The 20,930-nt window shown below is 69.7% G+C and carries 18 protein-coding genes; 13 read left to right on the forward strand and 5 right to left on the reverse strand.

What is annotated here, in order from left to right; genetic code table 11:
* The first annotated feature begins 154 nt into the window (after positions 1-154).
* The 7 genes from TRAD_RS14405 (at position 155) to TRAD_RS14435 (ending at position 10,422) form a co-directional block, all read left to right on the forward strand.
* Positions 155-1,315 (forward strand): MGDG synthase family glycosyltransferase, encoded by a 1,161-nt coding sequence (locus tag TRAD_RS14405; protein WP_049773149.1) that lies wholly within the window; start codon positions 155-157, stop codon positions 1,313-1,315.
* 81 nt (positions 1,316-1,396) lie between these two features.
* On the forward strand, positions 1,397-2,209 hold the full coding sequence (locus tag TRAD_RS14410) for a PIG-L deacetylase family protein (RefSeq protein ID WP_049773150.1): 813 nt from the start codon (positions 1,397-1,399) through the stop codon (positions 2,207-2,209).
* Positions 2,210-2,309: 100 nt separating this feature from the next.
* Positions 2,310-5,411 (forward strand): bifunctional diguanylate cyclase/phosphodiesterase, encoded by a 3,102-nt coding sequence (locus tag TRAD_RS15510; RefSeq protein ID WP_013179355.1) that lies wholly within the window; start codon positions 2,310-2,312, stop codon positions 5,409-5,411.
* Between the two features lie 59 nt (positions 5,412-5,470).
* Entirely contained in the window at positions 5,471-6,877 is a 1,407-nt protein-coding gene (locus tag TRAD_RS14420) for a tetratricopeptide repeat protein (RefSeq protein ID WP_041947335.1), read from the forward strand.
* A 170-nt stretch (positions 6,878-7,047) separates the two neighbouring features.
* On the forward strand, positions 7,048-7,569 hold the full coding sequence (locus TRAD_RS14425) for an L-2-amino-thiazoline-4-carboxylic acid hydrolase (protein WP_013179357.1): 522 nt from the start codon (positions 7,048-7,050) through the stop codon (positions 7,567-7,569).
* Positions 7,570-7,597: 28 nt separating this feature from the next.
* Positions 7,598-9,175 (forward strand): Rqc2 family fibronectin-binding protein, encoded by a 1,578-nt coding sequence (locus TRAD_RS14430; protein WP_013179358.1) that lies wholly within the window; start codon positions 7,598-7,600, stop codon positions 9,173-9,175.
* A gap of 47 nt (positions 9,176-9,222) precedes the next feature.
* Positions 9,223-10,422 carry an MFS transporter gene (locus TRAD_RS14435; RefSeq protein WP_013179359.1) on the forward strand — a complete coding sequence of 400 codons (1,200 nt, stop codon included), beginning with the start codon at positions 9,223-9,225 and terminating at the stop codon, positions 10,420-10,422.
* Positions 10,423-10,444: 22 nt separating this feature from the next.
* Here the strand turns inward: TRAD_RS14435 and TRAD_RS14440 are convergent, their stop codons facing one another.
* A complete protein-coding gene (locus TRAD_RS14440) occupies positions 10,445-10,747 on the reverse strand; it encodes a hypothetical protein (protein WP_013179360.1) in 303 nt (100 codons plus the stop codon).
* A 9-nt stretch (positions 10,748-10,756) separates the two neighbouring features.
* A complete protein-coding gene (locus TRAD_RS14445; protein WP_013179361.1) occupies positions 10,757-11,116 on the reverse strand; it encodes an antibiotic biosynthesis monooxygenase family protein in 360 nt (119 codons plus the stop codon).
* Positions 11,117-11,284: 168 nt separating this feature from the next.
* Here TRAD_RS14445 and TRAD_RS14450 point away from each other — a divergent pair, with 168 nt between their 5' ends.
* The 5 genes from TRAD_RS14450 (at position 11,285) to TRAD_RS14470 (ending at position 15,867) form a co-directional block, all read left to right on the forward strand.
* Positions 11,285-12,010, forward strand: a complete 726-nt coding sequence (locus tag TRAD_RS14450; RefSeq protein ID WP_013179362.1) for an endonuclease III domain-containing protein — start codon at positions 11,285-11,287, stop codon at positions 12,008-12,010.
* Between the two features lie 141 nt (positions 12,011-12,151).
* Positions 12,152-12,814 (forward strand): hypothetical protein, encoded by a 663-nt coding sequence (locus TRAD_RS14455; RefSeq protein ID WP_013179363.1) that lies wholly within the window; start codon positions 12,152-12,154, stop codon positions 12,812-12,814.
* A gap of 229 nt (positions 12,815-13,043) precedes the next feature.
* Positions 13,044-14,426, forward strand: a complete 1,383-nt coding sequence (locus TRAD_RS14460; protein WP_013179364.1) for an FAD-dependent oxidoreductase — start codon at positions 13,044-13,046, stop codon at positions 14,424-14,426.
* Positions 14,427-14,573: 147 nt separating this feature from the next.
* Positions 14,574-15,329 carry a bacteriorhodopsin gene (locus TRAD_RS14465; protein ID WP_013179365.1) on the forward strand — a complete coding sequence of 252 codons (756 nt, stop codon included), beginning with the start codon at positions 14,574-14,576 and terminating at the stop codon, positions 15,327-15,329.
* Between the two features lie 106 nt (positions 15,330-15,435).
* Entirely contained in the window at positions 15,436-15,867 is a 432-nt protein-coding gene (locus tag TRAD_RS14470; protein WP_013179366.1) for a c-type cytochrome, read from the forward strand.
* Between the two features lie 85 nt (positions 15,868-15,952).
* Here TRAD_RS14470 and TRAD_RS14475 read toward each other — a convergent pair whose 3' ends face one another.
* The 3 genes from TRAD_RS14475 to TRAD_RS14485 form a co-directional block, all read right to left on the reverse strand.
* Complete coding sequence (locus tag TRAD_RS14475) at positions 15,953-16,996, reverse strand: ABC transporter permease (protein ID WP_013179367.1); 1,044 nt, start codon at positions 16,994-16,996, stop codon at positions 15,953-15,955.
* Positions 16,997-17,049: 53 nt separating this feature from the next.
* On the reverse strand, positions 17,050-18,075 hold the full coding sequence (locus tag TRAD_RS14480; protein WP_013179368.1) for an ABC transporter permease: 1,026 nt from the start codon (positions 18,073-18,075) through the stop codon (positions 17,050-17,052).
* Positions 18,076-18,318: 243 nt separating this feature from the next.
* A complete protein-coding gene (locus tag TRAD_RS14485; RefSeq protein ID WP_013179369.1) occupies positions 18,319-20,079 on the reverse strand; it encodes an ABC transporter substrate-binding protein in 1,761 nt (586 codons plus the stop codon).
* Positions 20,080-20,295: 216 nt separating this feature from the next.
* Here TRAD_RS14485 and TRAD_RS15515 point away from each other — a divergent pair, with 216 nt between their 5' ends.
* Entirely contained in the window at positions 20,296-20,928 is a 633-nt protein-coding gene (locus TRAD_RS15515) for a Fe(II)-2OG oxygenase family protein (RefSeq protein ID WP_013179370.1), read from the forward strand.
* The last annotated feature ends 2 nt before the right edge of the window (positions 20,929-20,930 follow it).

The raw sequence follows: 20,930 nt of genomic DNA on the forward strand, positions 1-20,930 counted from the left end.
AAGGCCGGGCGTCCGCTTAGACGGTTGTGGGGAGGCGTGCTCGCCAGCGGTGCGCGTCACGTGAGGGCGGAGCCAAGCAGAGGCCTTACCTAGGGAGAAGCGCGGCGTCGTGGCAGGCGTCGCCGCCGCCCTCGGCGCCTGTTACACTCGGCGGGTGACGTCGCCAAGCTCGCCACCGCTGCAGCTTTTGATCGTCTCCGCCTCCATAGGCGGCGGGCACGTCGCGGCGGCGCGGGCGCTCGAGGAGGCCGCGCGCGCGCGCGGCCTCGAGCCGCAGCACGTCGACCTGCTCTCCTACACCCCGCTGGGGTTCCGGCGGCTCTACCGGCAGACCTACTTCGACCTCGTGCGCACGGCGCCCGACTTCGTCGATTGGCTCGGCAAACGCCTCGACCGGCGGCCGCGCGAACAGCGCACCCGTCAGGAGCGGGTGATGGCGCGCCTTACCCAACTGATCTCGAGAAGCCTCCTCAAACTCGTGCGCAGCAGCGCCCCCGACGTGGTCTTGCACACCCACTTCCTGCCCCCCGCGATCTTGCACGCGCGGCGCCTGCGTCTCCCGCAAGCCGTCGTCATCACCGACTACGCCGCGCACAACCTCTGGCTCCAGCCGGGGATAGGGCGCTACTTCGTCGCCAGCGACGAGGTCGCGGCGCACCTGCAGGCGGTCGGCGTCGAGGCGGCGCGGGTGCGCGTCTCGGGTATCCCGATTAGCGGGCGCTTTGCGAGGGCCCCCTCGCAGGCGGCCGCGCGCGCCGCCCTCGGGCTCGCACCGGAGCGCGACGTGCTGCTGCTCATGGCCGCAGGGCTGAGCGCCGGGGTGCTGCGCGGGCTCCTCGAACAGCTCGCGACGCTCCGCTGGCCGCTCACGGTGGTCATCATCTGCGGGCGCTCGCACGAGCTCGTCGGGGTCGCCGAACGCGAAACGGCGCGTTACCGCCCGCACGACGCCGCGCAAGCCGTGCACTTCGTGGTTCACGGCTTTACCGAGGAGGTGCCGCGCTACATGGCGGCGGCTGACCTCTTGGTGGGCAAACCCGGCGGGCTCACCACCAGCGAGGCGCTCGCCATGGGGCTCCCCTTCGCCGTCGTCAACCCCTACCCGCTCCAGGAGGAGGCGAACGCCAACTTTTTGCTGGAGCGGGGGGTGGGGTTGCGGCTCGAGCCGCTGACGGTTGCCCCCTTTAAGCTGCGCCGCTTTCTCGAGGACCCGCCGCGCCGCGCGGCGATGCGCGCCGCCGCGCGCGCGCTCGCCCGAGCCGACGCGGCGGACGCGGTGATCAGCTCGCTGCTCGAGGAGCCCCTCGCCCCGTAGCCGGACGCGCCCGGCCTGAGGCGCGCCAAGCCTTACGGCGGACAACCCGACAAGACGCCGCCAACGGGTATGCTCCCCCCTATGTCGCACGCTCCCTCCGCCACCGCGCCACCGAGCGCCCCCCCCGCCGAGACCGAACGCGCCGAGCTGATGCTCGTCGTGCCGCACCCCGACGACGAGGTGTTCGGCTGCGGGGGGCTCTTCTCACGCATGGCCGACGCGGGCAAGCCGGTTGTGACGGTGACCCTGACGCGCGGCGGCGCGGGGCGCACCCTGGGGCTCTGCACGCAGGCCGAGCTCGCCGCGGTGCGCGAACGCGAGCTGCGCGCGGCGCTCGCCGTGCTCGGGGTGCCGCACGCCTACGTGTTCGACTATCCCGACTTCGTCCCCGACGGGGAGCGGGGCCTAGCGGCCCACGCCGGGCTGCGCGAGGTCCCCGATGAAGCGGTGCTGCCGCGTTTGGTGACGCTCTTTAAGCGTCACCGACCACGCAGCGTCGTGACCTTTCCGCCCAACGGCGCCAACGGCCACCCCGACCACGTCGTGACCCACGCGTGGGTCGTGCGGGCGCTAGCGTGCTACAGTGAGGCTACCGGCGAGCACCCCGCGCTCTACTTTTTCGCCAACGAGCGCCCCTACCAGGGCGCGGTGCGCGAGGGCTTTTTGGACGCCGAGACGATCCGCCGGCTGCACCTGCCGCCGACGCACCTCGTCGAGGTCGGCCCCTACATCGAGAACAAGCTCCGCGCGATGGCCCAGCACGAGACGCAGGCGCGTAGCGTCCTGGCCTTTATGCGCCTCTACCCGCGGCGGCTGCTCGTCGAGGCGTTTCACCGCGCGCGTCCCAGCTACCCCGACGAGGAGGGCGCGCGCACGGTGACGTGGTTGACGTGACGCCGCCCGACCGGCGCACCCTCGCACCCGGTCGCGCCCAGGCGCAGTTAGCGGCTTGTAAGAATCTTGTCACAACGGGCTAGGTAACGTGTCCAACGAGATGCAGCACACCCCGGCTCGAGACGATACGCCGCCCGCTCCGGGCGATGAGGCGACCCAGCGGCGGCTCGCGGCGCTAAGGCGCTACCGCATTCTAGAGACGCCGCCCGAACCCGCTTTCGAACGCATCGTCGGGCTCGCGCAGCGCCTCTTTGGGGTGTCGGGCGCCGTGATCAACCTGCTCGACGCGCACCGCGGGTGGTTTAAAGCGTGCCGCGGCCTCCCCTTCACCGACGTGCCGCTCGAGCAGACGATCTGCCTCCATACGGTGCGGCGCGCCGAGACCATCGTCGTCCCCGACGCGGCGCAAGACCCGCAGTTCTGCGACAACCCGTTTGTCACCGGCGCGCCGCAGCTGCGCTTTTACGCGGGCGCGCCCCTGGTGACCCCCGACGGCGTAGCGCTCGGCACGCTCTGCATCTTCGACCCCGCGCCGCGCCCCCCGCTAAGCGCGAGCGAACGGGCGACGCTCGAGGACCTCGCCGCGCTGGTCATCGACGAGCTCGAGCTGCGGCGCGTCGCCCAGGCGCTCGAACGAGAGGCCGCGCGCACCGAGGCGATCTTGTCGAGCATCACCGAGGCGCTCTACACCCTCGACGGCGAGGGGCGCTTTCGCTACCTCAACGCGCAAGCCGAGCGCTTTTTGCGGCGCTCGAGCGCCGAGCTTTTGGGCAAGCGCATCTGGGACGAGTTTCCCGGGGCGCGCGCGCTGCTCGGGGCCACCTTTGACGAGGTCATCACGAGCGGCCGCGCGGCGAGCACCGAGCTCTTCTACCCGCCCTTTGGCGAGTGGTTCGAGGTGCGCGCCTACCCCTTGGACGGGGGGCTATCGGTCGTCTTTCAGTCGGTCACCGAAAGGCGGCGCGCCGCAGCGCAGCTCGCCTTTCAGGCGTCGCTTCTAGAGCGGGTGCAGAGCGCGGTAGTGGCGACCGACCCGGCGGGCCGCGTCGTCTACTGGAACCGCTTCGCCGAAGCGCTCTACGGCTTTTGCAGCGCCGAGGTCGTGGGTCGACCCCTTGCGCGCTTTCTCTTCCCAGGCAGCGCGCGCGCGGCGGCGCGCGCCGCGACCGAAGAGGCCAAACGCTCGGGCCAGTGGCGGGGCGAACTCACCTTAAAGCGCCGCGGTGGCAGCCGCTTCCCCGCGCTCGTCACGGTGAGCGCGCTGCGCGACGAAGGGGGGGCGCTGCTCGGTTTTATCGGGGGGGCGCTCGACATCAGCGAGCGTAAACAGGCCGAGCGGCTCGAGCGAGACCGGCGGCACATCCTCGAGATGGTGGTGCGCAACTGCCCCTTAGACGAGACGCTCGGCAAACTGGCCGAACTGGTCGAGCGTCAGCATCCGGGAGCGCGCTGCGCGGTGCACCTGCTGCGCGCGGGCCGTCTTCTGCCCGCAGCTGGCTACCGCCTCACCGACGAGCGCCAGGGGCTCCCCGTCGGCCCCCAGGCGGGCGCGTGCGGCGCCGCTGCCGCCCTCGGCGACGTGGTCATCTGCGAGGACGCGCAGACCGACCCGCGCTGGGGACGCTACCGCGAGCTCGCGCGCGCGCACCGGTTACGTTCGGTGTGGTCGCAGCCGATCCTCTCCGGGGAGCGCGAGGTGTTGGGGACGCTGAGCGTCTACTACGACGCGCTCACCCCGCCGACGCCGGAGGCGCTCGCGCTCCTCGACGACAAGGCGAAGCTAGCCGCCGTCGCCATCGAGCACCGGCGACTCCTCGACAGGCTCTCCTATAACGCGCGCCACGACGCCTTGACGGGGCTTCTCAACCGCTCGGCGTTTGAGGAGCGGCTGCGTAGCGCCGTGGAACGCGCGGCTAAGTCGGGGGCCACGCTCGCCGTGCTCTTTCTCGACCTCGACCGCTTTAAACGCGTCAACGACACCCTCGGGCACGCCGCCGGCGACGCGCTTTTAAAGCTCGCCACGGCGCGGCTGCGCGCCTGCGTCGGCGAGGCGGCGCTCGCGCGGGTGGGCGGCGACGAGTTTTTGTGCCTGCTCGAGGCGCCCCGAGGTGCCGCAGCGGGGCTCGCCGCCGGGGTCGCGAGCTGCATCGTCGAGGCCTTTGACGCCCCCTTTACGCTCGGCGCGCGCGACGTCTTTCTGGGGATCACGGTCGGCGTCAGCACCTTTCCGTCAGACGGCACCGACGCCGCCACGCTTATCCGCAACGCCGACACCGCGATGTACCAGGGCAAGGTCGCGGGAAAACACACGGTGGTCTTTTTCTCGGCCGCCGTGAGCGCCACCATGCAGCGCCAGGCGCGCCTCGAAAGCGACCTACGCCGCGCGCTGGCGCGCGGGGAGTTTCGGCTCCTCTACCAGCCCCAAGTCGAGCTTCGGACGGGCGCCCTGACGGGGGTCGAGGCGCTCCTCCGGTGGCAACACCCCGAGCTAGGCTGGATCGCCCCGCAGGACTTTATCCCCGTCGCCGAAGAAAGCGGCCTCATCGTCCCCTTGGGTGCGTGGATCTTGCAGGAGGCCTGCCGTCAGGGGGCGCGTTGGCGGGCGCAGCGCGGGGTGCACCCCTTGAGGGTGGCCGTCAACGTTTCAGCGCTGCAGTTCGGGCACGCCGACTTTGTCGGGGTCGTTCTGCGCGCGCTGCAAACGAGCGGCCTCCCGCCCGAGCTGCTGACCCTCGAGATCACCGAGTCGGTGGTGATCGGCGACCTCGGGGCCGTCACGGAGCGCATCGCGGAGCTTAAACGCCTCGGCGTGCGCCTCTCGCTCGACGACTTCGGCACCGGCTACTCGTCGCTCGCCTATTTGCGGCACCTGCCGATCGACGAGGTCAAGATCGACAAGGTCTTCTTGCCGCCCCTCAGTGCCCCCGACACCTCCCACGACACCACGCGCGCGCGCGACGCCGCCGAGGACCGCGCGATGGTGCAGGCGATCGTCTCGCTCGCGCACGCGCTCGAGCTCGAGGTCGTCGCCGAGGGGGTCGAAGACGCGGCGCAGCTCGCTTTTCTGCGCGACACCGGTTGCGACGGCGCCCAGGGTTACCTCTTCGGCCCCCCCGTCGCCGCCGCCGCCGTGCCCGCGACGCGCCCCCCACCGTGGTTGCCCCTTCGCGCTACGGCGGGGGGTGCGTACACCGAGCGGTAGTGCCCGCCAGGGTGTGAGAGCTTTTGCAGCCCCCCCGGCGGCGCGTGTTACGCTTGAGCATGTTTTTTCGTCGCTCCCCGCAGCTCGAGGTCGAGCCCGCTCACCGCGCGCTCGCCGAGGGGCGTTACGAGGTGGCTCTGTCGCTCCTCGAGGGGGCGACGCGGCGGCAGCGGCGGCGGAGCTCGCAGGCGCAGCTCAAGCTCTTTCTCGCCGCGACCTACGCGTTAAGCGGTACGCAGGGCCTCGAGGGGGGGACGCGCAAGCTGCGTGAGGCCGCCGCGGCCGACGCCGACATCGCCCACCACCCGCTCTACCGAGCGCTCTACTGGGAGTTCGCGGCCTACCGCGGCGACGCCGCCACGGACGTGCGCAAAGGTGCCCTGGCGGCCGCCGCGAGCGGCGACCCCTTCGCGGTCTACCACGCGGCCTGCGCGCTCGTCGCCATCCGCGCCTTTCGCCGCGCCACGCGGCTTTTGCAAAAGCTCGACCCGCTCGCCTTGCCTGACTATTTGCGTTGGCGCTACTGGTCGCTCTTGGGGCGCAGCTTCGACGCCGTCGAACGCCCCGACGAGGCGCTCGACGCCTTTTGCCGCGCCGTCGCGCTCGCCCCGCCGGGGGAGCGCCACCGGGAACGCCTCAACCTCGCCTCGAGCCTCCTCGAGCTCGACCGCGCCGACGAGGCGCTGCACGAGCTTCAACGGGTCGACGAGGGGGCCCTCGAACCCGCCGAGAGGACGCTGCACCTCTTTTTGCAGGGGCGGGCGCACCTGCTCGCGGGCAACCCCAACCGCGCCCTCGAGCTGCTAAAGCGTGCGAGCGCCCTTGAAGCGGCCTCGGCCCCCCCCTCCTACACCCTCAAGCTCACCCTGGCGCAGTGCTACGGCACCCTCAAAGACTACGCGCAGGCTGCGAGCCTCTACTTCGAGGCGATCGAGCTCGCCCCCAAACGGCAGCGCACCTGGACGCTGCACGAGTGCGCGCTCTTGCTGCTCGAGGCCGACCGCCTCAGCAACGCCCGCGAGCTCCTCTGGGAGGCGCTTAAAAGCGACGGTTACGCCTACCGCGCGGAGCTCTACGCCGACCTCGCCGAGGTCGAGTACAAGCTCGCCAACCTGACCGAAGCGAGCGAGTACGCGCGCCGCGCGCTCGACCTGGGCGCGGTCGTCTCGGCGTGCCTGACGCTCGGCTCGGTGGCGTACGAGTACTACCACCTGGACGAAGCCGCCACCTGGTTTGAAAAGGCTGCGGCGGCCAGCCACGAGGGGGAGACCGACTGGCTCCACGCGCAGGAGATGCTCGCCGACATCTTCGTGCAGCAGGGCTACAGCGTCCCCGAACGGGTGGTGTTTCACGCCGAGCAGGCGCTTAAGTACCTGCACCCGAGCGACGAGTGGGCGCTTATCCTGCGCGAGTACGCCGCGCACGCCCGCAGCCTTCTGGGGGGGCACGCGCGGCCGCTCAACTAGAGCGTGGCTGGTGGCGCGTGGCTTGTAGCCTGTGGCGCGTGGTCGTCAGCTCGTCCCACAAGCTACAGGCCACGCGCCACACGCCTTCACCTTGTAGCCAGTAGCCAGTAGGGGTGGTTGCCTATCCCACACGCTACAGGCCACGAGCCACACGCCTCTAGAATGGGCGCATGCCCCAGCCCGACCCACCCACCCCCGACGACCCCCCTGACCACGCCCCCGATGACACCCTCAACGAGCGGGTCGGGGTGCTCACGCGCCGCGAGATCGAAGCGCGCATCCTGGGGCCGTTTGTCGCGGCCCTCGCGGAACGCTTCGGCGAGGCGGAGGTGAAAGCGGTGCTCGCCGAGGTCGTCCGGGCGGCGGCGCGCGAGAGCGGGCGGGCGATGCGAACAGCCGCTGCGGGGGATGACCTGACGCGCTTCGCGGCGCTCTGGGAGCCGTGGTTTCGGGGGGGCGCTTTGGAGATCGAGGAGCTGACGCGCACCCCCGAGGCGTGGGCCTTTAACGTCACGCGCTGCCGCTACGCCGAACTCTACCGCGCGCTCGGCCTGGCCGAGCTGGGCGCGACCCTGTCGTGCAACCGCGACGCGGCGCTCATCGAAGGCTTTAGCGGTGAGGTCGAGCTGAGGCGCACCCAGACGCTGATGGAGGGGGCGCCGCACTGCGACTTTCGCTACCGGAAGCGCTAGCGGCCCACCCCCCCCGTAGACTAGGGGCATGGAAGGCCTTCTCATCGCCGAAACCCTGCGCCACCTGACGCCGCTGCTGCCGAGCCCGCGGCTCGGCTGGCGTTTCCCCGACCCCTACACCTTCGTGCTCCCGCTGCGGCAGGGGGCCTTGTGGGTCTACAACAAACCGCCACACGCGCAGATCGCCCTTAAAGCCGAGGTGCCGCCCGCGGGCGGCACCCACACGGGGTTTCAAGACCTCTTGGTGGCGCGCGCCGGCGGGTCCCTCGAGGGCGCCGAGCAGTTCGGGCTCGACCGCGTCCTCAAGCTCACCTTCGGGGCGAAGGGGGGCTTCGTCACCACCCCGCCCGTCGGGCTCATCTGTGAGCTGACCGGCCGCAACTGCAACCTCATCCTGGTCGACGAAGCGGGAGTGATCCTGGGCGTCGCGCGCGAGGTGACGCGCGAGATCAACCGCTTTCGCCAGCTGCGGCCGGGCCTCCCCTACCGGCCGCCCCCCCCTTACGACAAGCGCGACCCGCGAACCCTCACCGATGAGGCGCTCGCCGCCCTCCTCGCCGGCCGCCCCCTAAGCGCGCTGCGCAAGCACCTCGACGGTATCGGGCCGGAGCTCACGGCGACGCTCGCCAGAGCTCTCGACGTGCCGCGCGACCGCCCCCTGGAGGGCGCTGAGGTCGCCCGCGCCGTGGCGCTCGTGCGCCGCTTGACGCTAGCGCCGAGCCGCGTCATCGAGGAGCTAGGGGGCCGACCGGACCTCGCCGAGCTGCGCGCGCGCGAGGCGCAGCAGGCGCGCCTCTCAAGGCTCCGCAGCGCCCTCCAAAAGCGCCGGAACCTCGTGCAAAAGCGCCTCGCGGACCTTCAGCGGGTCTTCGAGGCCGCCCTCGAGGCCGACACCTTGCGCGCCGAGGCCGACCTCCTGATGGCCTACGCGCACCAGGTGCCCGCGGGGGCGTCGGAGGTGATGCTGATGGACTTTTCGGGGGAGCCCAGAGGGATCAGGCTCGAGCCCCGCCTCAGCGCCGTGGAGAACGCCCAGGCCCGCTACGAGCGGGCGAAAAAGCGGCTCGCGCGGCTCGAGGGGGCCGAGGCGCGCGAGGCGGCGCTGCACGACGAGCTAAGGACCCTGGAGGAACGTTTGGCGCGCCTCGACGAGCTTCACGAAGACGAGCTCGAGGCGCTCGAAGCGCGCTACCTCGCCGAACCCAGAGCGCCGCGCCGCGCCGCCCCCGGCACGCGCTACCGGAGCCCGCAGGGCTTCGAGGTGTGGGTGGGCCGGAGCGCCAAGGGCAACGACGAGCTCACCTTCAAGCTCGCCAAGAGCCGCGACGTGTGGCTGCACGCGCAGGGCCACCCCGGCTCGCACGTCATCATCCGCGCCGAGAACCGGGAGGTCCCCTTTGAGACGATCCTCTTCGCCGCGCAGCTCGCCGCCGCCTACTCCAAAGCCGGCGACTCGGACAACGTGCCCGTCGACTACACCCTCAAAAAGCACGTCTGGAAACCCAAGGGCGGGCCGCCCGGCGCGGTGCACTTTACGCAGCAGAGAACGGTCTTCGTCACGCCGAGCCGGCGGCCCGAGGGGGAGGGGGCGGACGACGAGGCGTGAGCCCACCCGTGGAGGCGCCGCGTCCTCGCTGGGGCGTAGACTGGCGCATGGCGACCCCCTCGACGCTTTCCAGCCGCCTCGCCCTCTCGGGCGCCCCCCTCTCGCTGCTGCTCATCGTCGTGCACGCCACCAACGACGCCTTTACGAGCATGTTGGCGGCGCTGTTGCCGACGCTGCAGCGCCGCTTCGGCCTCACCGAGACGGCGCTCGCACTGATGGTCGCGACCCTGTCGTTCTCCTCGTCGGTGACGCAGCCCTTTTTCGGCGCGGTGGCCGACCGGCTCGGGCGGCGCCTGGTAGGCGCGCTCGGGGTGGTGGTGAGCTCCACCCTCCTCTCGCTCATGGGGGTGGTGCCGGACGCGTGGCTGCTCTTTGCCCTGCTGCTCGTCGGCGGGCTCGGGTCGGCGGCCTTTCACCCGGCCGGTACGAGCATGGCGCGCACCGCCGGGGGGGCGAACAAGGCGCTCACAGTCAGCCTCTTTAGCGCCGGCGGGACGGTCGGCCTGGCGCTCGGCCCGGCGATCATCCTCTTCGTGGCGCGCACCTTCGGGCTTGAGTGGAGCCCCGTGCTCATGCTGCCCGGGGTCGCTCTCGGGGCGGCGCTGCTCGTGCTCGCCCCCCCGCAGCCGCGCCTGCGCGGCGCCGCCAAACCCAAGCTCTTCGACGCCGCGCTCTTTCGCGGCCCCGTGGGGGTGCTCTGCGTCTCGGGGGTGCTCCGCAGCGTCGCCTACGTGACCTTTACGAACGCCGTGCCGCTCTGGCTGGTCACCACCCAGGGGGTCGCGAGCGACAGCGCGCTGATCGCCAGCACGCTGCTCACCTTTTCGGTCGCAGCGGGCGCCGGGGGCGTCATCGCGGGGGCGCTCGGACGGCACCTAAGCTCGCAGGCGCTCATTACCGGCACCATGCTCCTGGCGCTCCCCGTCTTCTGGGGGATGCTCTGGGCCCCCGCCGGGTCGCCGCTCTTTTTCGCGCTCGTGGCGCTCGCCGGGGCGCTCGTCAACGCGGGGTTGCCCTTGATGGTGGTGCGCGCTCAAGACCTCGCACCGCACGCGGTCGGCACCGCCTCGGGGATGCTGATGGGCTTTACCTGGGGCACCGCCGGGGTGCTCTACATCCTCATCGGCTACCTGCAGGAGCGCGTCGGGCTCACGGCGGCGATGCAGCTCTCCTACTTAAGCCTGCTGCCGGGGGCGGCGCTGGCCTTTTGGGTGCTGCGGCGTCACCGCCAGCAGCTGGGGGCCTAGCAGCCCCGCGGCTTCGCCTCCGCTACAGGACCGTCCGCTTAAGCAGGTAGGTGCGCTCCTCGAAGCGCGCCTCGCCCTCGAAGTCGCCGTAGGGTTTGCCGAACGCGGCTTTGCCGCGTAGCGGGCTCACCGTGGGGGTCACCGCGATGACCTCCCACCCGTCGGCGCCGAGGTCGTTTAAGTAGGGGATGAGGTTGACCGCGTGCGTCGCGAAGCGCTCCTCGCCCTTGCGCCCCGTGATGATGAGCGAGTAGCTGCTGCTGGTGTCGCGGACGACCTCGAGCTGGATGTACTCGAACTTGGGGGTGCGCGTGAGGTTGCTCAACGGGGCACCTCAGTGAGGGGCGCCGCCCAGCTTGAGGGGCGCGTCTGGCTTTAGCGCCGGGTCGCGCGAATCCTGGATGACCTGGTGGATCTCGAGCACGTTGCGCCCCGTAAACGCCTCTTTGGGGAGGCTGCCGCTCTTCGCGTGCCCCTCGCGAAAGGCCGCGGACGTGGTCCAAGCCTCGAAGGCGTCGAGGCTCTCCCAAAAGGTCAGCACCACGTAGGGCTCGCCCTCGCGGGTCGGGCGCAAGAGCTGGTTGGAGAGAAAACCGGGCATGGTGTCGACCTGCCCCGCGCGGTTGCGAAAGCGCTCCTCGAACGCCTCCGCATAGTCCGGGTGAACGAAGATGCGGTTGGCCACGCTGATCATGGGGCTATCATACCAACCGCTTCGGTGAGCTTTTGACCCGCCCAGCGTGAGCGCCGCGCTTAGCGGGGTGCGTTATGGTCTTCGCGCGCGCGGACGCGCACACTGGCGCTGTGAACCCCAATCCCGTGCACCCCGACGCCGTGACCCCCGCGACCCGGAAGCCGCGCGATGGCTGAAGCGCCCCCGCATGAACCCGACCCCGACGCGCCGCACGAGGCCGAAGCGCTCCGCGAAAAAGCGCTCTGGACGCTGCGGCGCCTTACCGAGCGCTACGGCCAGCGGGAGCTCGCGCCGCGCCGCGAACCGATGCACGAACTCGTCTCGACGATCCTCTCGCAGCGCACCACCTGGCAGAACGAGGAGCGCGCCTACCGGCGCATGTGGGAGCGCTTCGGGTCGTGGGTCGGGGTGCGCGACGCGCCGGTCGCCGAGCTCGCCGAGGCCATCGCCCCCTCCAACTACCCCGAGGTCAAAGCGCCCAACATCCAAAAGACCGTCGCCCGCGTGCTCGAGCGGAGCCCCGAGGCCGACCTCAGCTTCCTGCGCGACCTGCCCCTCGACGAGGCGCTCGCGTGGCTCACCAGCCTCCCCGGCGTCGGCCTCAAAACGGCCTCGCTCGTGCTGCTCTTCTGTTTCGCTCGGCCCGTCTTGCCCGTCGACACGCACGTCTACCGCGTCAGCCAGCGCGTGGGGCTGCTGAGCGCGCGCGTCAAAACGCCGACCGCCGCGCACGCCCCGCTGCTCGCGCTGCTGCCGCCCGAACCCGCAGTGCTCTACAACTTCCACATGGCGCTCCTCGTGCACGGGCAGCGCCTCTGCGTGTGGCGCGCGCCGCGTTGCTCTCGCTGCCCCTTGACGGCGCGCTGCCGCTGGTTTCGCGCCCAGGTCGGTTAGGCTTGGTCCCCGCCGTTCCGATGCGGCTAGGCCATCCAGAGGGGGATGCTAAAGTGCCCTGTAGAGGCGGTGTCGACCGCACGGCGTCGGCGCAGTGACGCGCGTCCACGCTGGTGCGGCCACACCGGTAAGGAGGTTTTGATGCACAGGTGGCTTCCCCTTTTGGCGGGCGCGCTGCTCGCGGCCTGCGCCCCCGCCCCCCAACAACCGGCGGCGCTCGAGCCCGCCCCGCCCATCGCCGAACCCATCGAGGAACCCGCCACTGAGCTCCCCCGCGCCGAGGAGCCCATCGGCGCCCCCGGTGGCGCGACGGTAACGCAGCTCGAGCCGCCCGAGGTCGACGCGGAGCCAGACGCCCCGGCCGAGGCAGCTGGCGAAGCGGCCGCCCCCGCCGAGGTGCCGCCCGCCCCCCAGGGGGTGATCGCGATCAGCGCCGACGGCGAGACCTTCGTCACGGGCGAGGAGAACCCGGTGACGGTCGCCGCCGGCTCCTCGTTTTCGCTGCGGCTCGAGTTTAGCGACCCCGACGGCATCACCGACCTAGGGGTCGAGCTGCGCAACTCGGAGTTCGCGGGCCCGCTCCCCACGGGCCCCTTCTCGGTCACCGCGTCGGACTGCGACGCGCAGCTCGCGGGTGCGCCGACCGAGGTGAGCTGCACCCTGGAGGTCGCCATCGCCCCCGACGCGCAACCCATCGACCAGGAGGGGGAGTTTGCCTACGCGTTCCGCCCGAGCGCGACCGACAGCTTGGGCAACAGCGCGCTGGCCTTTAGCTGGGCGTACCTCATCGTCGAACCGCTCTAAACGCGGCGCCGCGCCCACCAAGACCCCGGGACCGCACCCGGGGTTTTTTGGGTTCGGCCGGGCGCAGGCCGTTTGGCCCCGAGGGGAGGTTTGCGTTACGATACAGGCTGCTGCGCGCGGCTGCGCCCCCGAAACCGGCGCAAGACGCCGTGCAAGCCGCCCTGGCGCCGTGCGTCCCAAGGGCGGCGGGCGGGGTTGACCGCAAAACCACGAAAAGGTGTGCACGCCTATGAATATTGGTACAGCTGAGCGCCCTTTGCGCGTCGCCATCATCGGAGCCGGGCCGTCGGGGTTTTTCGCCGCCGAGGCCCTGCTCAAGGGTCCTCTAGAGGTCGCTATCGACCTCTTCGACCGCTTGCCCACCCCCTTCGGCTTGGTCCGCTACGGCGTCGCCCCCGACCACCAGAAGATCAAGAGCGTCACCCGGCTCTACCAGAAGACCCTGGACGACCCGCGGGTGCGCTTTTTCGGTCACGTCACCTTCGGCAAAGACGTCCTCAAAGAGGAGCTGCGCCGCTTTTACGACGCGCTCATCTACACCGTCGGCGCGCCCTCGGACCGCCCTTTGGGGATCCCCGGCGAGTCGCTCCGCGGTAGCTTGTCGGCGACCGAGTTCGTCGCCTGGTATAACGGTCACCCCGACTTCGCCGACCTAGACCCCGACGTGTCGGTCGGGAGCGTCGCGGTCATCGGTATGGGCAACGTGGCGGTTGACGTCACCCGCATCCTCGCCAAAACGGCCGACGAGCTCCGGCACACCGACATCGCCGACCACGCCATCGAGACCCTGCAGCGGAGCGCCGTGAGAGACATCTACATGCTCGGGCGGCGCGGCCCCGCGCAGGGCAAATTCACCACCAAAGAGCTGCGCGAGCTCGGCGAGCTCGCCAACGCCGACGTCCTGGTCGACCCCCAAGACCTCGAGCTCGACCCCATCAGCGAAGCGTCGTTGACCGAAGACCCCATGGTCGCCAAAAACGTCGAGGTGCTGCGCGAGTTTGCCGCGCGCACCCCGGCGGGCAAACCGCGCCGCATCCACATCAAGTTTCTAAGCTCCCCCGTCGAGGTTTTGGGTCTAGAGCGCGTCGAGGGGTTGCGCGTCGAGAAAAACGAGCTGCGCGAGCGCGGCGGCACCCTCACCGCGGTCGGCACCGGCCAGACCGAGGTGTTACCGGTCGGCATGGTGCTCCGCTCGGTCGGCTACCGCGGGGTCGCGCTGCCGGGTGTGCCCTTCGACGAGCGGCGCGCGGTGATCCCCAACGCGCTCGGCCGCGTGACGCAAGAAGCAGGCGGCGAGGTCCTCCCCGGCGAGTACGTCGCGGGGTGGATTAAACGCGGGCCGACGGGGGTGATCGGCACCAACAAAGCCGACGCCGCCGAGACCGTCCGCAGCCTCCTCGAGGACGCGCCGCAGCTCCCCCCCGCCGCCGAACCCGACCCGGACGCCGTGACGCGCTACCTCGAGGCCCGGGGCGTCGCTTTCGTCGGTTTCGACCACTGGCTCGAGCTCAACGCCTATGAGCTCGAGGCGGGCAAGGCGCAGGGGCGACCGCGGGTCAAGGTGACGCGGCTCGAGCAGATGCTGCAGCGCCGCGGCAAAGCGCTGCGCTGACGCCCCGTCCCGTCGACCAGGGGCTCGCCAAAGGGGCAGCGCGCGGTCGAGCGGGGCCGTTTTTGCCCAGATGACGAAACGGCGCGGGGACGGTAAGGTATAAGCGGTAAGGTAGACCGTACACTTCACTTTCGTCGGGAGGCTTTGATGACACCCTCAACACAAGCGTGGTTCTGGCTCGGGGCCATGGGCATGATGGTCGGCGCCCTCTACTTCGGCCTAGGCGCCTACAGCGCGCGCAAGCTGCACAACGGCCGCGCCGAGATCGTTTTTCAGCTGACCTTTTTTGCGTGCCTCGTGGCCGTAGCGCTCTACCTCGCGCTGGCGTCGGGCTACGGCGCCATCGAGGGGACGTTTAACACCGGCGAAGGCGCGGGCACCCGCACGGTGTGGGCGCGTTACGTCGCCTGGACGCTCTCCACGCCGCTGCTCGTCACCCTCTTCGCGTACCTCGGCCGCAGCCGCCTCGCGACCACCACCGCGCTCCTCGGTACAAACGCCGCGATGGTCGGCGCCGGCTTTTTGGCGACGCTCGCGGTCGGGCCGAGCAAGTACCTCTTTTTCGTCCTGGGGCTCGGCCTCTACGCCGCGCTCGCCTATCTGCTGCTGCGCCCCTACCGTGAGGAGGCGCACGCGCACCTCCCCGAGCATAGAGCCGTCATCGACCGCCTGATCGGCGCCTACGTCACCCTCTGGGCGCTCTACCCGATCCTGTGGCTTCTGGGGCCCGAGGGGTGGCGCGCCTACGGCGCGACGATGGAGGCCTCCCTCTTTACCATCTTCGACCTCGCGCTCAAGGTCGGTTTCGGCCTCCTGGCCGCCGCCACGCTCGCGCACATCGACGGCGGCGAACCGATCCGCCCCGCCGAGCTCGGCCGCTCGACGCGCTCACCGTCGCACTAGCTCCGGCCCAGCGTCACCCGTAGCGCGCCCGCAGGGGCGCGCTTTTTGGTCTGTTTAGCCGACGCCCTTGGCCAACAAGGCGCGGGCTCTGGTATAAGCTGCCGCTATGACCCACCCCGCGCGCTTGGTCGGCTCCCTCCTCGCGCTCGCGGCGCTCAGCTTTGGGAGCGCTCTAGCACCCCGTGGCGCCGGCGCGCTGGGCGAGGCGCTCTACGGGCGCCGCTGCGCCGTCTGCCACGGACCAACTGGCTTGGGGCTCGAGGAGGCGCGCCTCGCGTTTCCCGAAAGCCACCGCCGCTGCACGCAGTGCCACAAGTCGGGCGGCTATAAGCGCCTCACCTACCCCATCAACGACCGCCACATGTTCGACGTCGGGCGCGCGCCGCCGCTGCGCGGCCCGGGCGCCTTGGAGGCGCTCCGCGACCCCGCCGCTTTGCGCGCCTACATCCAAGCGGCGATGCCGCGCCACGCCCCGGGGACCCTCAGCGCGGCCGAAGCCGACGCCCTCGCGACGTTTCTCGAGGGGCTCAGGCCCTAGTCCCGTTTTTGCAACGTCCCCACAAGTACCGCCGTGTCACCTGCGCGTGTTGGCTTACACGCGCTCCCGCGGCGAAAGCCAAAGGCTACTGGCTCCGCGGGTCGAACACGTCCCTAAACGCGTCACCCAACAGGTTCCACCCCAGCACGAAGAGCAAGATGGTCACGCCCGGCCAGAAGGAGACGAACCAGTAGCCGAAGGGGTCGCCGGGCGGGCCGATGATCCACTGGCGCGCAAACGAGATCATCTGCCCCCAGTCGGCGTAACCGACCGGCGTGCCGAGACCCAAAAACGACAGCGAGGCGGCGATCAGCACCACCGAGCCGATGTCTAAGCTGGCGATCACGAGCAGCGAGGAGATGGCGTTCGGAAGCACGTGCCGAAAGATGATGCTGGGACCGCGCGCACCCAGAGCCCGCGCGCTCTGCACGTACTCGAGCTCCTTGACCCGCAAGATGTCGCCGCGCAGCAGCCGGGCGTACGCGGGCCACTGCGTGAGGGCGATCGCCAACATCAGGTTGAAGATGCTGTTACCGAAGACGGTGATCAGCACGAGCGCCAGCACGAGCGAGGGGAGCGACAAGACGATGTCGGTAAAACGCATGAGCGCGTTGTCCACCCAACCGCCGAAGTAGCCGGCGATGCTGCCGAAGATAATCCCCACCACGAGACCGAAGCCCACCACGAAAAGGCCGATCAAAAAGGCCGTGCGGGTGCCCCAGACGAGGCCGTAAAAGATGTCGTAGCCGCCGCTCGTCGTGCCCATGATCGAGCCCTCGGCGGGGCCGACGGGAATAGGCGAAAAGGTCGTGCGCGGCACCGTGTAGCACGCGTGGTCGGGTGGCACGACGATCGCCCGCCAGAAGACGCCGGAGAGCGGGTTGCGCACCTCGCTCACCGTCTCAGCCGTTAGGCCGAGGTCGCGCAAGCAGTTGCGGGCGTCCGGGCCGAGCGTCAGCTGCGGCGCGAAAATCGCCACGAGCGCGAACGCCACCGAGATAAGGACCCCGACGATAGCCAGCGGGTTGCGCCGAAAGCGCCGCATCGCCTTGCTCCGCCACCAGCGGGCGAGGGCGCCGGGGCGCCTGTCGTCGTGCGCTACGCCGAGCTCGAGGTTCACGCTATCCATGCCGCGCTACCCCGCGACGCCCCGAAACCCACGTGCGCGGCCCATTAAGCGCGCTAGTCATAACGGATCCTCGGGTCGACGACCCCGTAAGCGATGTCGACGAGCAGGTTGCCGAGCACCACCACCACGGCGGTAAAGACCGCAAACCCCATGATCGAGGCGTAGTCGAGCTGCGTCGCCGCGGCGGCCGCCCACTGCCCCAGACCGGGGTAGTTAAAGATCGTTTCGGTGATCACCAGGCCGCTGATAAGGCCGATGAGCACAAAACCCGCGAGCGTCACCACGGGGATGAGCGCGTTGCGGCGGGCGTGCTTGTTGTTAACCACGCGCTGATCCAACCCCTTGGCGCGCGCCGTGCGCACGTAGTCTTGCGAGAGCGCGTCGAGGAGCGACGAGCGCATCACCCGCATGATCTGCGCGGCTTGCACCACCGCCAGGGTGATCACCGGCAGGATCAGGTGCTTGAGCGCGTCCCAGAAGATGTCCAAGCGGCCGTTGAGGAGCGCGTCGACGGTCAGCATCCCCGTGACGTGCGAGAAGCCGCCGCGGGCGACCTGAATCTGATAGGTCGTCGACAGCCGCCCCGGCTCGAGCCACCCCAGCACGCCGTAAAAGATCACGAGCAGCCAGATGCCGAGCACAAAGGTCGGCAGCGACCAGCCGACGATGGAGAGCACGCGGGTGAACTGGTCGATGAAGCGGTCGCGGTGGATGGCGGCGGCCGAACCCAACCACACCCCGAGCGCGATCACCGGGACGATCGCGTAGAGGGTGAGCTCTAGGGTGACCGGAAAGCGCCGCTGCAGGGTCGTCCACACCGGTTCGCTGGTGACGCGCGAGTAGCCCAGGTTGCCCCGAAAGACCTGACCGAGCCAGCGCCCGTACTGCTCGTACCAGGGGTCCTCGAGGCCGTACTGTTCGATGATCGCTTCGATGTTGCGCAGCTGCGCCTCGCTCTGCACAAAGGCCGCCGCGCGCTGATAGGGTGCTAGGAGCTGCATGAGCAACACGATCAGCAGCGTCACGCCGAAAAACACGACGGGTAAAAAGAGCAAACGCCGAATGATAAACACGAGCACGGGGGTTCTCCTCGGGCGCCATCATACTCCCTACGTTCAAAAAAGCAACGCGCTGCAGGGCTGAGCGGCACAAACCGCCCACCTGATCCAAAGGTCCCCCCCAGAACGCACGTGACGCGCGTTAGGGTGCTTCTCCGGGCGCTTTGGGCGCCGAGAACCTGGAGACCGCGAGGCAGAAAGCGGGGTACGAAACGAAAAGCGAGGGGCCCCCGAAGAGGGGGGCCCCTCGCTTAAAGGCTCAGCTCAGTTTTTCGAGAGGTCTTTCCAGAAGAAGTTGCCCGAGAGCATGGGGTTGTAGTAGTAGCCCTGCAGGTTCTCGCGCACGGCGAGGTAGTCGAACTGCGCGGGTACGATAATGAGCGGCGCGAGCTCGTAGTGGAGCTGCCCGATCTCCTGGTAGAGGGCCGCGCGCTCCTCCTGGTCGATGATGCTGTTGGCCTGATCGATCAAAGCCTGCATCTCGGGGAAGTCGATCGAGGTGCGCGCGGCGTAAAAGCCCTCGTTCGAGTAGAAGGTGTTGATGAAGTTGCGCGGGTCGGCGTAGTCGGCCGCCCAACCGAGCGCGAAGAGGGGCGCGAGGCGCTGGTCGGTGCGCGAGAGGTAGTCCGCCCACGGCAGGCCGCGCACGTTCATCCGGAAGTTGGGGTTGAGCTCGCTTAAGTTCTGCGCGATGATCTGCAGCGCGATCTGCCGCGCCGTGTTGCCCTCGTTGTAGAGCGCGGTGAACTGGAAGCCGGTGTCCCAGAGCTCACCGCCATAGGCCGCGCGGAAGTGCTCCTCGGCCGCCTCGAGGTCGAGCGTGCGGATCTCGACGTCGGGGTTGTAGCCCAAGAAGGTCGGCGGCAGCCCCATGGTGAGCGCTTGCCCCTGACCCTCTAAGACCTGGTCGACGAACGCCTGCTGGTCGAAAAGGTGCGCAAAGCCCAGCCGGACGTTTTCGTCCTGGAAGAAGTCGGCTGGGATGCCGTTGCCGTCGAGCTGCCCCGACCCGACGTCTTCGTTGTTGGCGGTGTTGATGTCGTAGTTGAAAAAGATCGAGGTGACCACGGTGGTCAAGAAGGGTTCGCCCGCCTCGTTCTGCTCGACGACGCGCACCCCGGGCGCCCCGCGGAGCTGCGCCAGACCGGCGCGGTCGCCCAAAACGATGCGGTCGGCGTCGCCTTGGGTGAGCGCCAAGATGTTGGTGGCCTGCTCGTCGACGTAGTTGTACACCACCGCCTCGAGCGCGGGGGCGCCGCCCCAGTAGTCGTCGAAGCGTTCGGCGATAAGCGAGTTTGTCTCCCAGCTCACCAAGCGGTAGGCGCCCGTACCGCTCGCTTGGTTCTGCATGAATTCCTGGGTCAGGTCGCGCCCGATCCACTCGGTCCAGGTCGCTTCCGTACCGTCCCACATGCCGTTCTCGATCGCCCACTGCGAATCCACGATGCTAAAGGCGGAGTAGACGATGATCGACAAGAAAGCGGGGTCGGCCTGACGCAGGGTGAACTGCACCGTCAGCCCGTCGTCGCCGTCGGGGCACTCGATAGCGCCGTCGATGTCGGCAAACGAGACCTCCTGCTGGTACGCCTCGGGGTCGGTGCCGTCGGTCTGGGTGCCTAGGAGCTGCGCCCCTAAAAGGTACGAAAAAGCCCCCTCGGGGTGCGCGGTGACAAAACCGCGCTCGAACGAGTACTCGACGTCGCGGCAGGTCAGGGTGTTGCCGCTATGAAAGGGCACCCCTTCGCGGAGCGTAAAGGTGTAGACGGTGCCGTCTTCGGACACCTCGTAGCCGGTGGCGAGCTGCGGCACAAAGGCGTCGATGGCTTCGCCGTCGTAGGTGTAGAGGGTTTCGTAGAGGTTCTCGATGATCTCGCTCGAGGCCGAGTCGTAGTTGCGGGCCGGGTCGAGCGTGACGGGGGCGCCGAACTGGTTGACCACGTAGGTGTCGGCGGGCGCTTGGGCGAGCGCGGCGGGCGCCGCTGCCAGCGCGAGGGCGAGGAGAGCGCGTCGGGTGGGTCGTGTCACGGTGTCTCCTAGGTTGGAGCGAGAGTTGGGCTGTTAAAGGGAGCTGCTGACGAAAAAGGTGCGGCGGTGCCCGGTAGGTCCCCCTTTCGAACGGGGCGCGCTTGGGCGCCCAGAACAGCGATGGCGCTAGTGTAGCAGACTCGCCCGCCGTGTCAACGCGCGCCCCGAGCGCGCGGGAAACCCCTCGAGGCGCCCACGATGCGGTAGAGTAGCCCCGTGAAGGTGTCTACCCGTAGCGCTCCCGCTCCCCGCGGCCCCCGCAACAGGCGCCGTTGGGGGCTCTGGGCGGCGGCCCTCGCCGCGCTGCTCGCGGGGTGCGTGAGCCGCGGCGACTCGCTCGCCCCCGTGATCACCGTTACCGAACCGCGCAGCGCGGCGGTGCGCAGCGGCGACGATGTGCGCGTCGTCGGTTACGTCCTCGACGATGCCGGGATCGTCTCGCTGCAGGTCGACGGCACCGACCTGTTGGCTGACCCCGCGTTCGCCAGCGAACGGGGCAAGCGGCTCATCAACTTCGGCTTCCGCCCCCGGCAGCTCGCCGAGGGGACCTGGCGCCCCCGCATCACCGCCACCGACGTCAACGGGCGCACCACCACCCTGGAGGTGCCCCTAGAGGTCGACGGCACCCCGCCGACGATTGAGATCACCGCCGTCGAGAGCTTGGGAGGCGGGCGCAGCCGCGTCTCGGGCGTTGTGCGCGACGACGACGCGGTGGGCAGCATCAGCGTCAACGGCGTCGCGCTCTCCTTTACCCCCGCCCCCGAGGTGACCTTTACGCAGGACGTCGAAGGGCCGCTCGTGATCGAGGTCGCCGACCAAGCGGGGAACCGGGCGACGCTCGGCCCTTGAAC

Origin of the sequence: Truepera radiovictrix DSM 17093 (genome assembly GCF_000092425.1) — a bacterium.
Taxonomy (GTDB): domain Bacteria; phylum Deinococcota; class Deinococci; order Deinococcales; family Trueperaceae; genus Truepera; species Truepera radiovictrix.

Excerpts from the sequence above, each read along its gene's own strand:
- TRAD_RS14455 (WP_013179363.1), top strand. The coding sequence starts at position 12,152 with ATGCACAGGTGGCTTCCCCTTTTGGCGGGCGCGCTGCTCGCGGCCTGC.
- TRAD_RS14445 (WP_013179361.1), bottom strand. The coding sequence starts at position 11,116 with ATGATCAGCGTGGCCAACCGCATCTTCGTTCACCCGGACTATGCGGAG.
- TRAD_RS14430 (WP_013179358.1), top strand. The coding sequence starts at position 7,598 with ATGGAAGGCCTTCTCATCGCCGAAACCCTGCGCCACCTGACGCCGCTG.
- TRAD_RS14410 (WP_049773150.1), top strand. The coding sequence starts at position 1,397 with ATGTCGCACGCTCCCTCCGCCACCGCGCCACCGAGCGCCCCCCCCGCC.
- TRAD_RS14425 (WP_013179357.1), top strand. The coding sequence starts at position 7,048 with ATGCCCCAGCCCGACCCACCCACCCCCGACGACCCCCCTGACCACGCC.
- TRAD_RS15510 (WP_013179355.1), top strand. The coding sequence starts at position 2,310 with ATGCAGCACACCCCGGCTCGAGACGATACGCCGCCCGCTCCGGGCGAT.
- TRAD_RS14475 (WP_013179367.1), bottom strand. The coding sequence starts at position 16,996 with ATGGATAGCGTGAACCTCGAGCTCGGCGTAGCGCACGACGACAGGCGC.
- TRAD_RS14465 (WP_013179365.1), top strand. The coding sequence starts at position 14,574 with ATGACACCCTCAACACAAGCGTGGTTCTGGCTCGGGGCCATGGGCATG.
- TRAD_RS14460 (WP_013179364.1), top strand. The coding sequence starts at position 13,044 with ATGAATATTGGTACAGCTGAGCGCCCTTTGCGCGTCGCCATCATCGGA.
- TRAD_RS14435 (WP_013179359.1), top strand. The coding sequence starts at position 9,223 with ATGGCGACCCCCTCGACGCTTTCCAGCCGCCTCGCCCTCTCGGGCGCC.
- TRAD_RS14450 (WP_013179362.1), top strand. The coding sequence starts at position 11,285 with ATGGCTGAAGCGCCCCCGCATGAACCCGACCCCGACGCGCCGCACGAG.
- TRAD_RS14420 (WP_041947335.1), top strand. The coding sequence starts at position 5,471 with ATGTTTTTTCGTCGCTCCCCGCAGCTCGAGGTCGAGCCCGCTCACCGC.
- TRAD_RS14470 (WP_013179366.1), top strand. The coding sequence starts at position 15,436 with ATGACCCACCCCGCGCGCTTGGTCGGCTCCCTCCTCGCGCTCGCGGCG.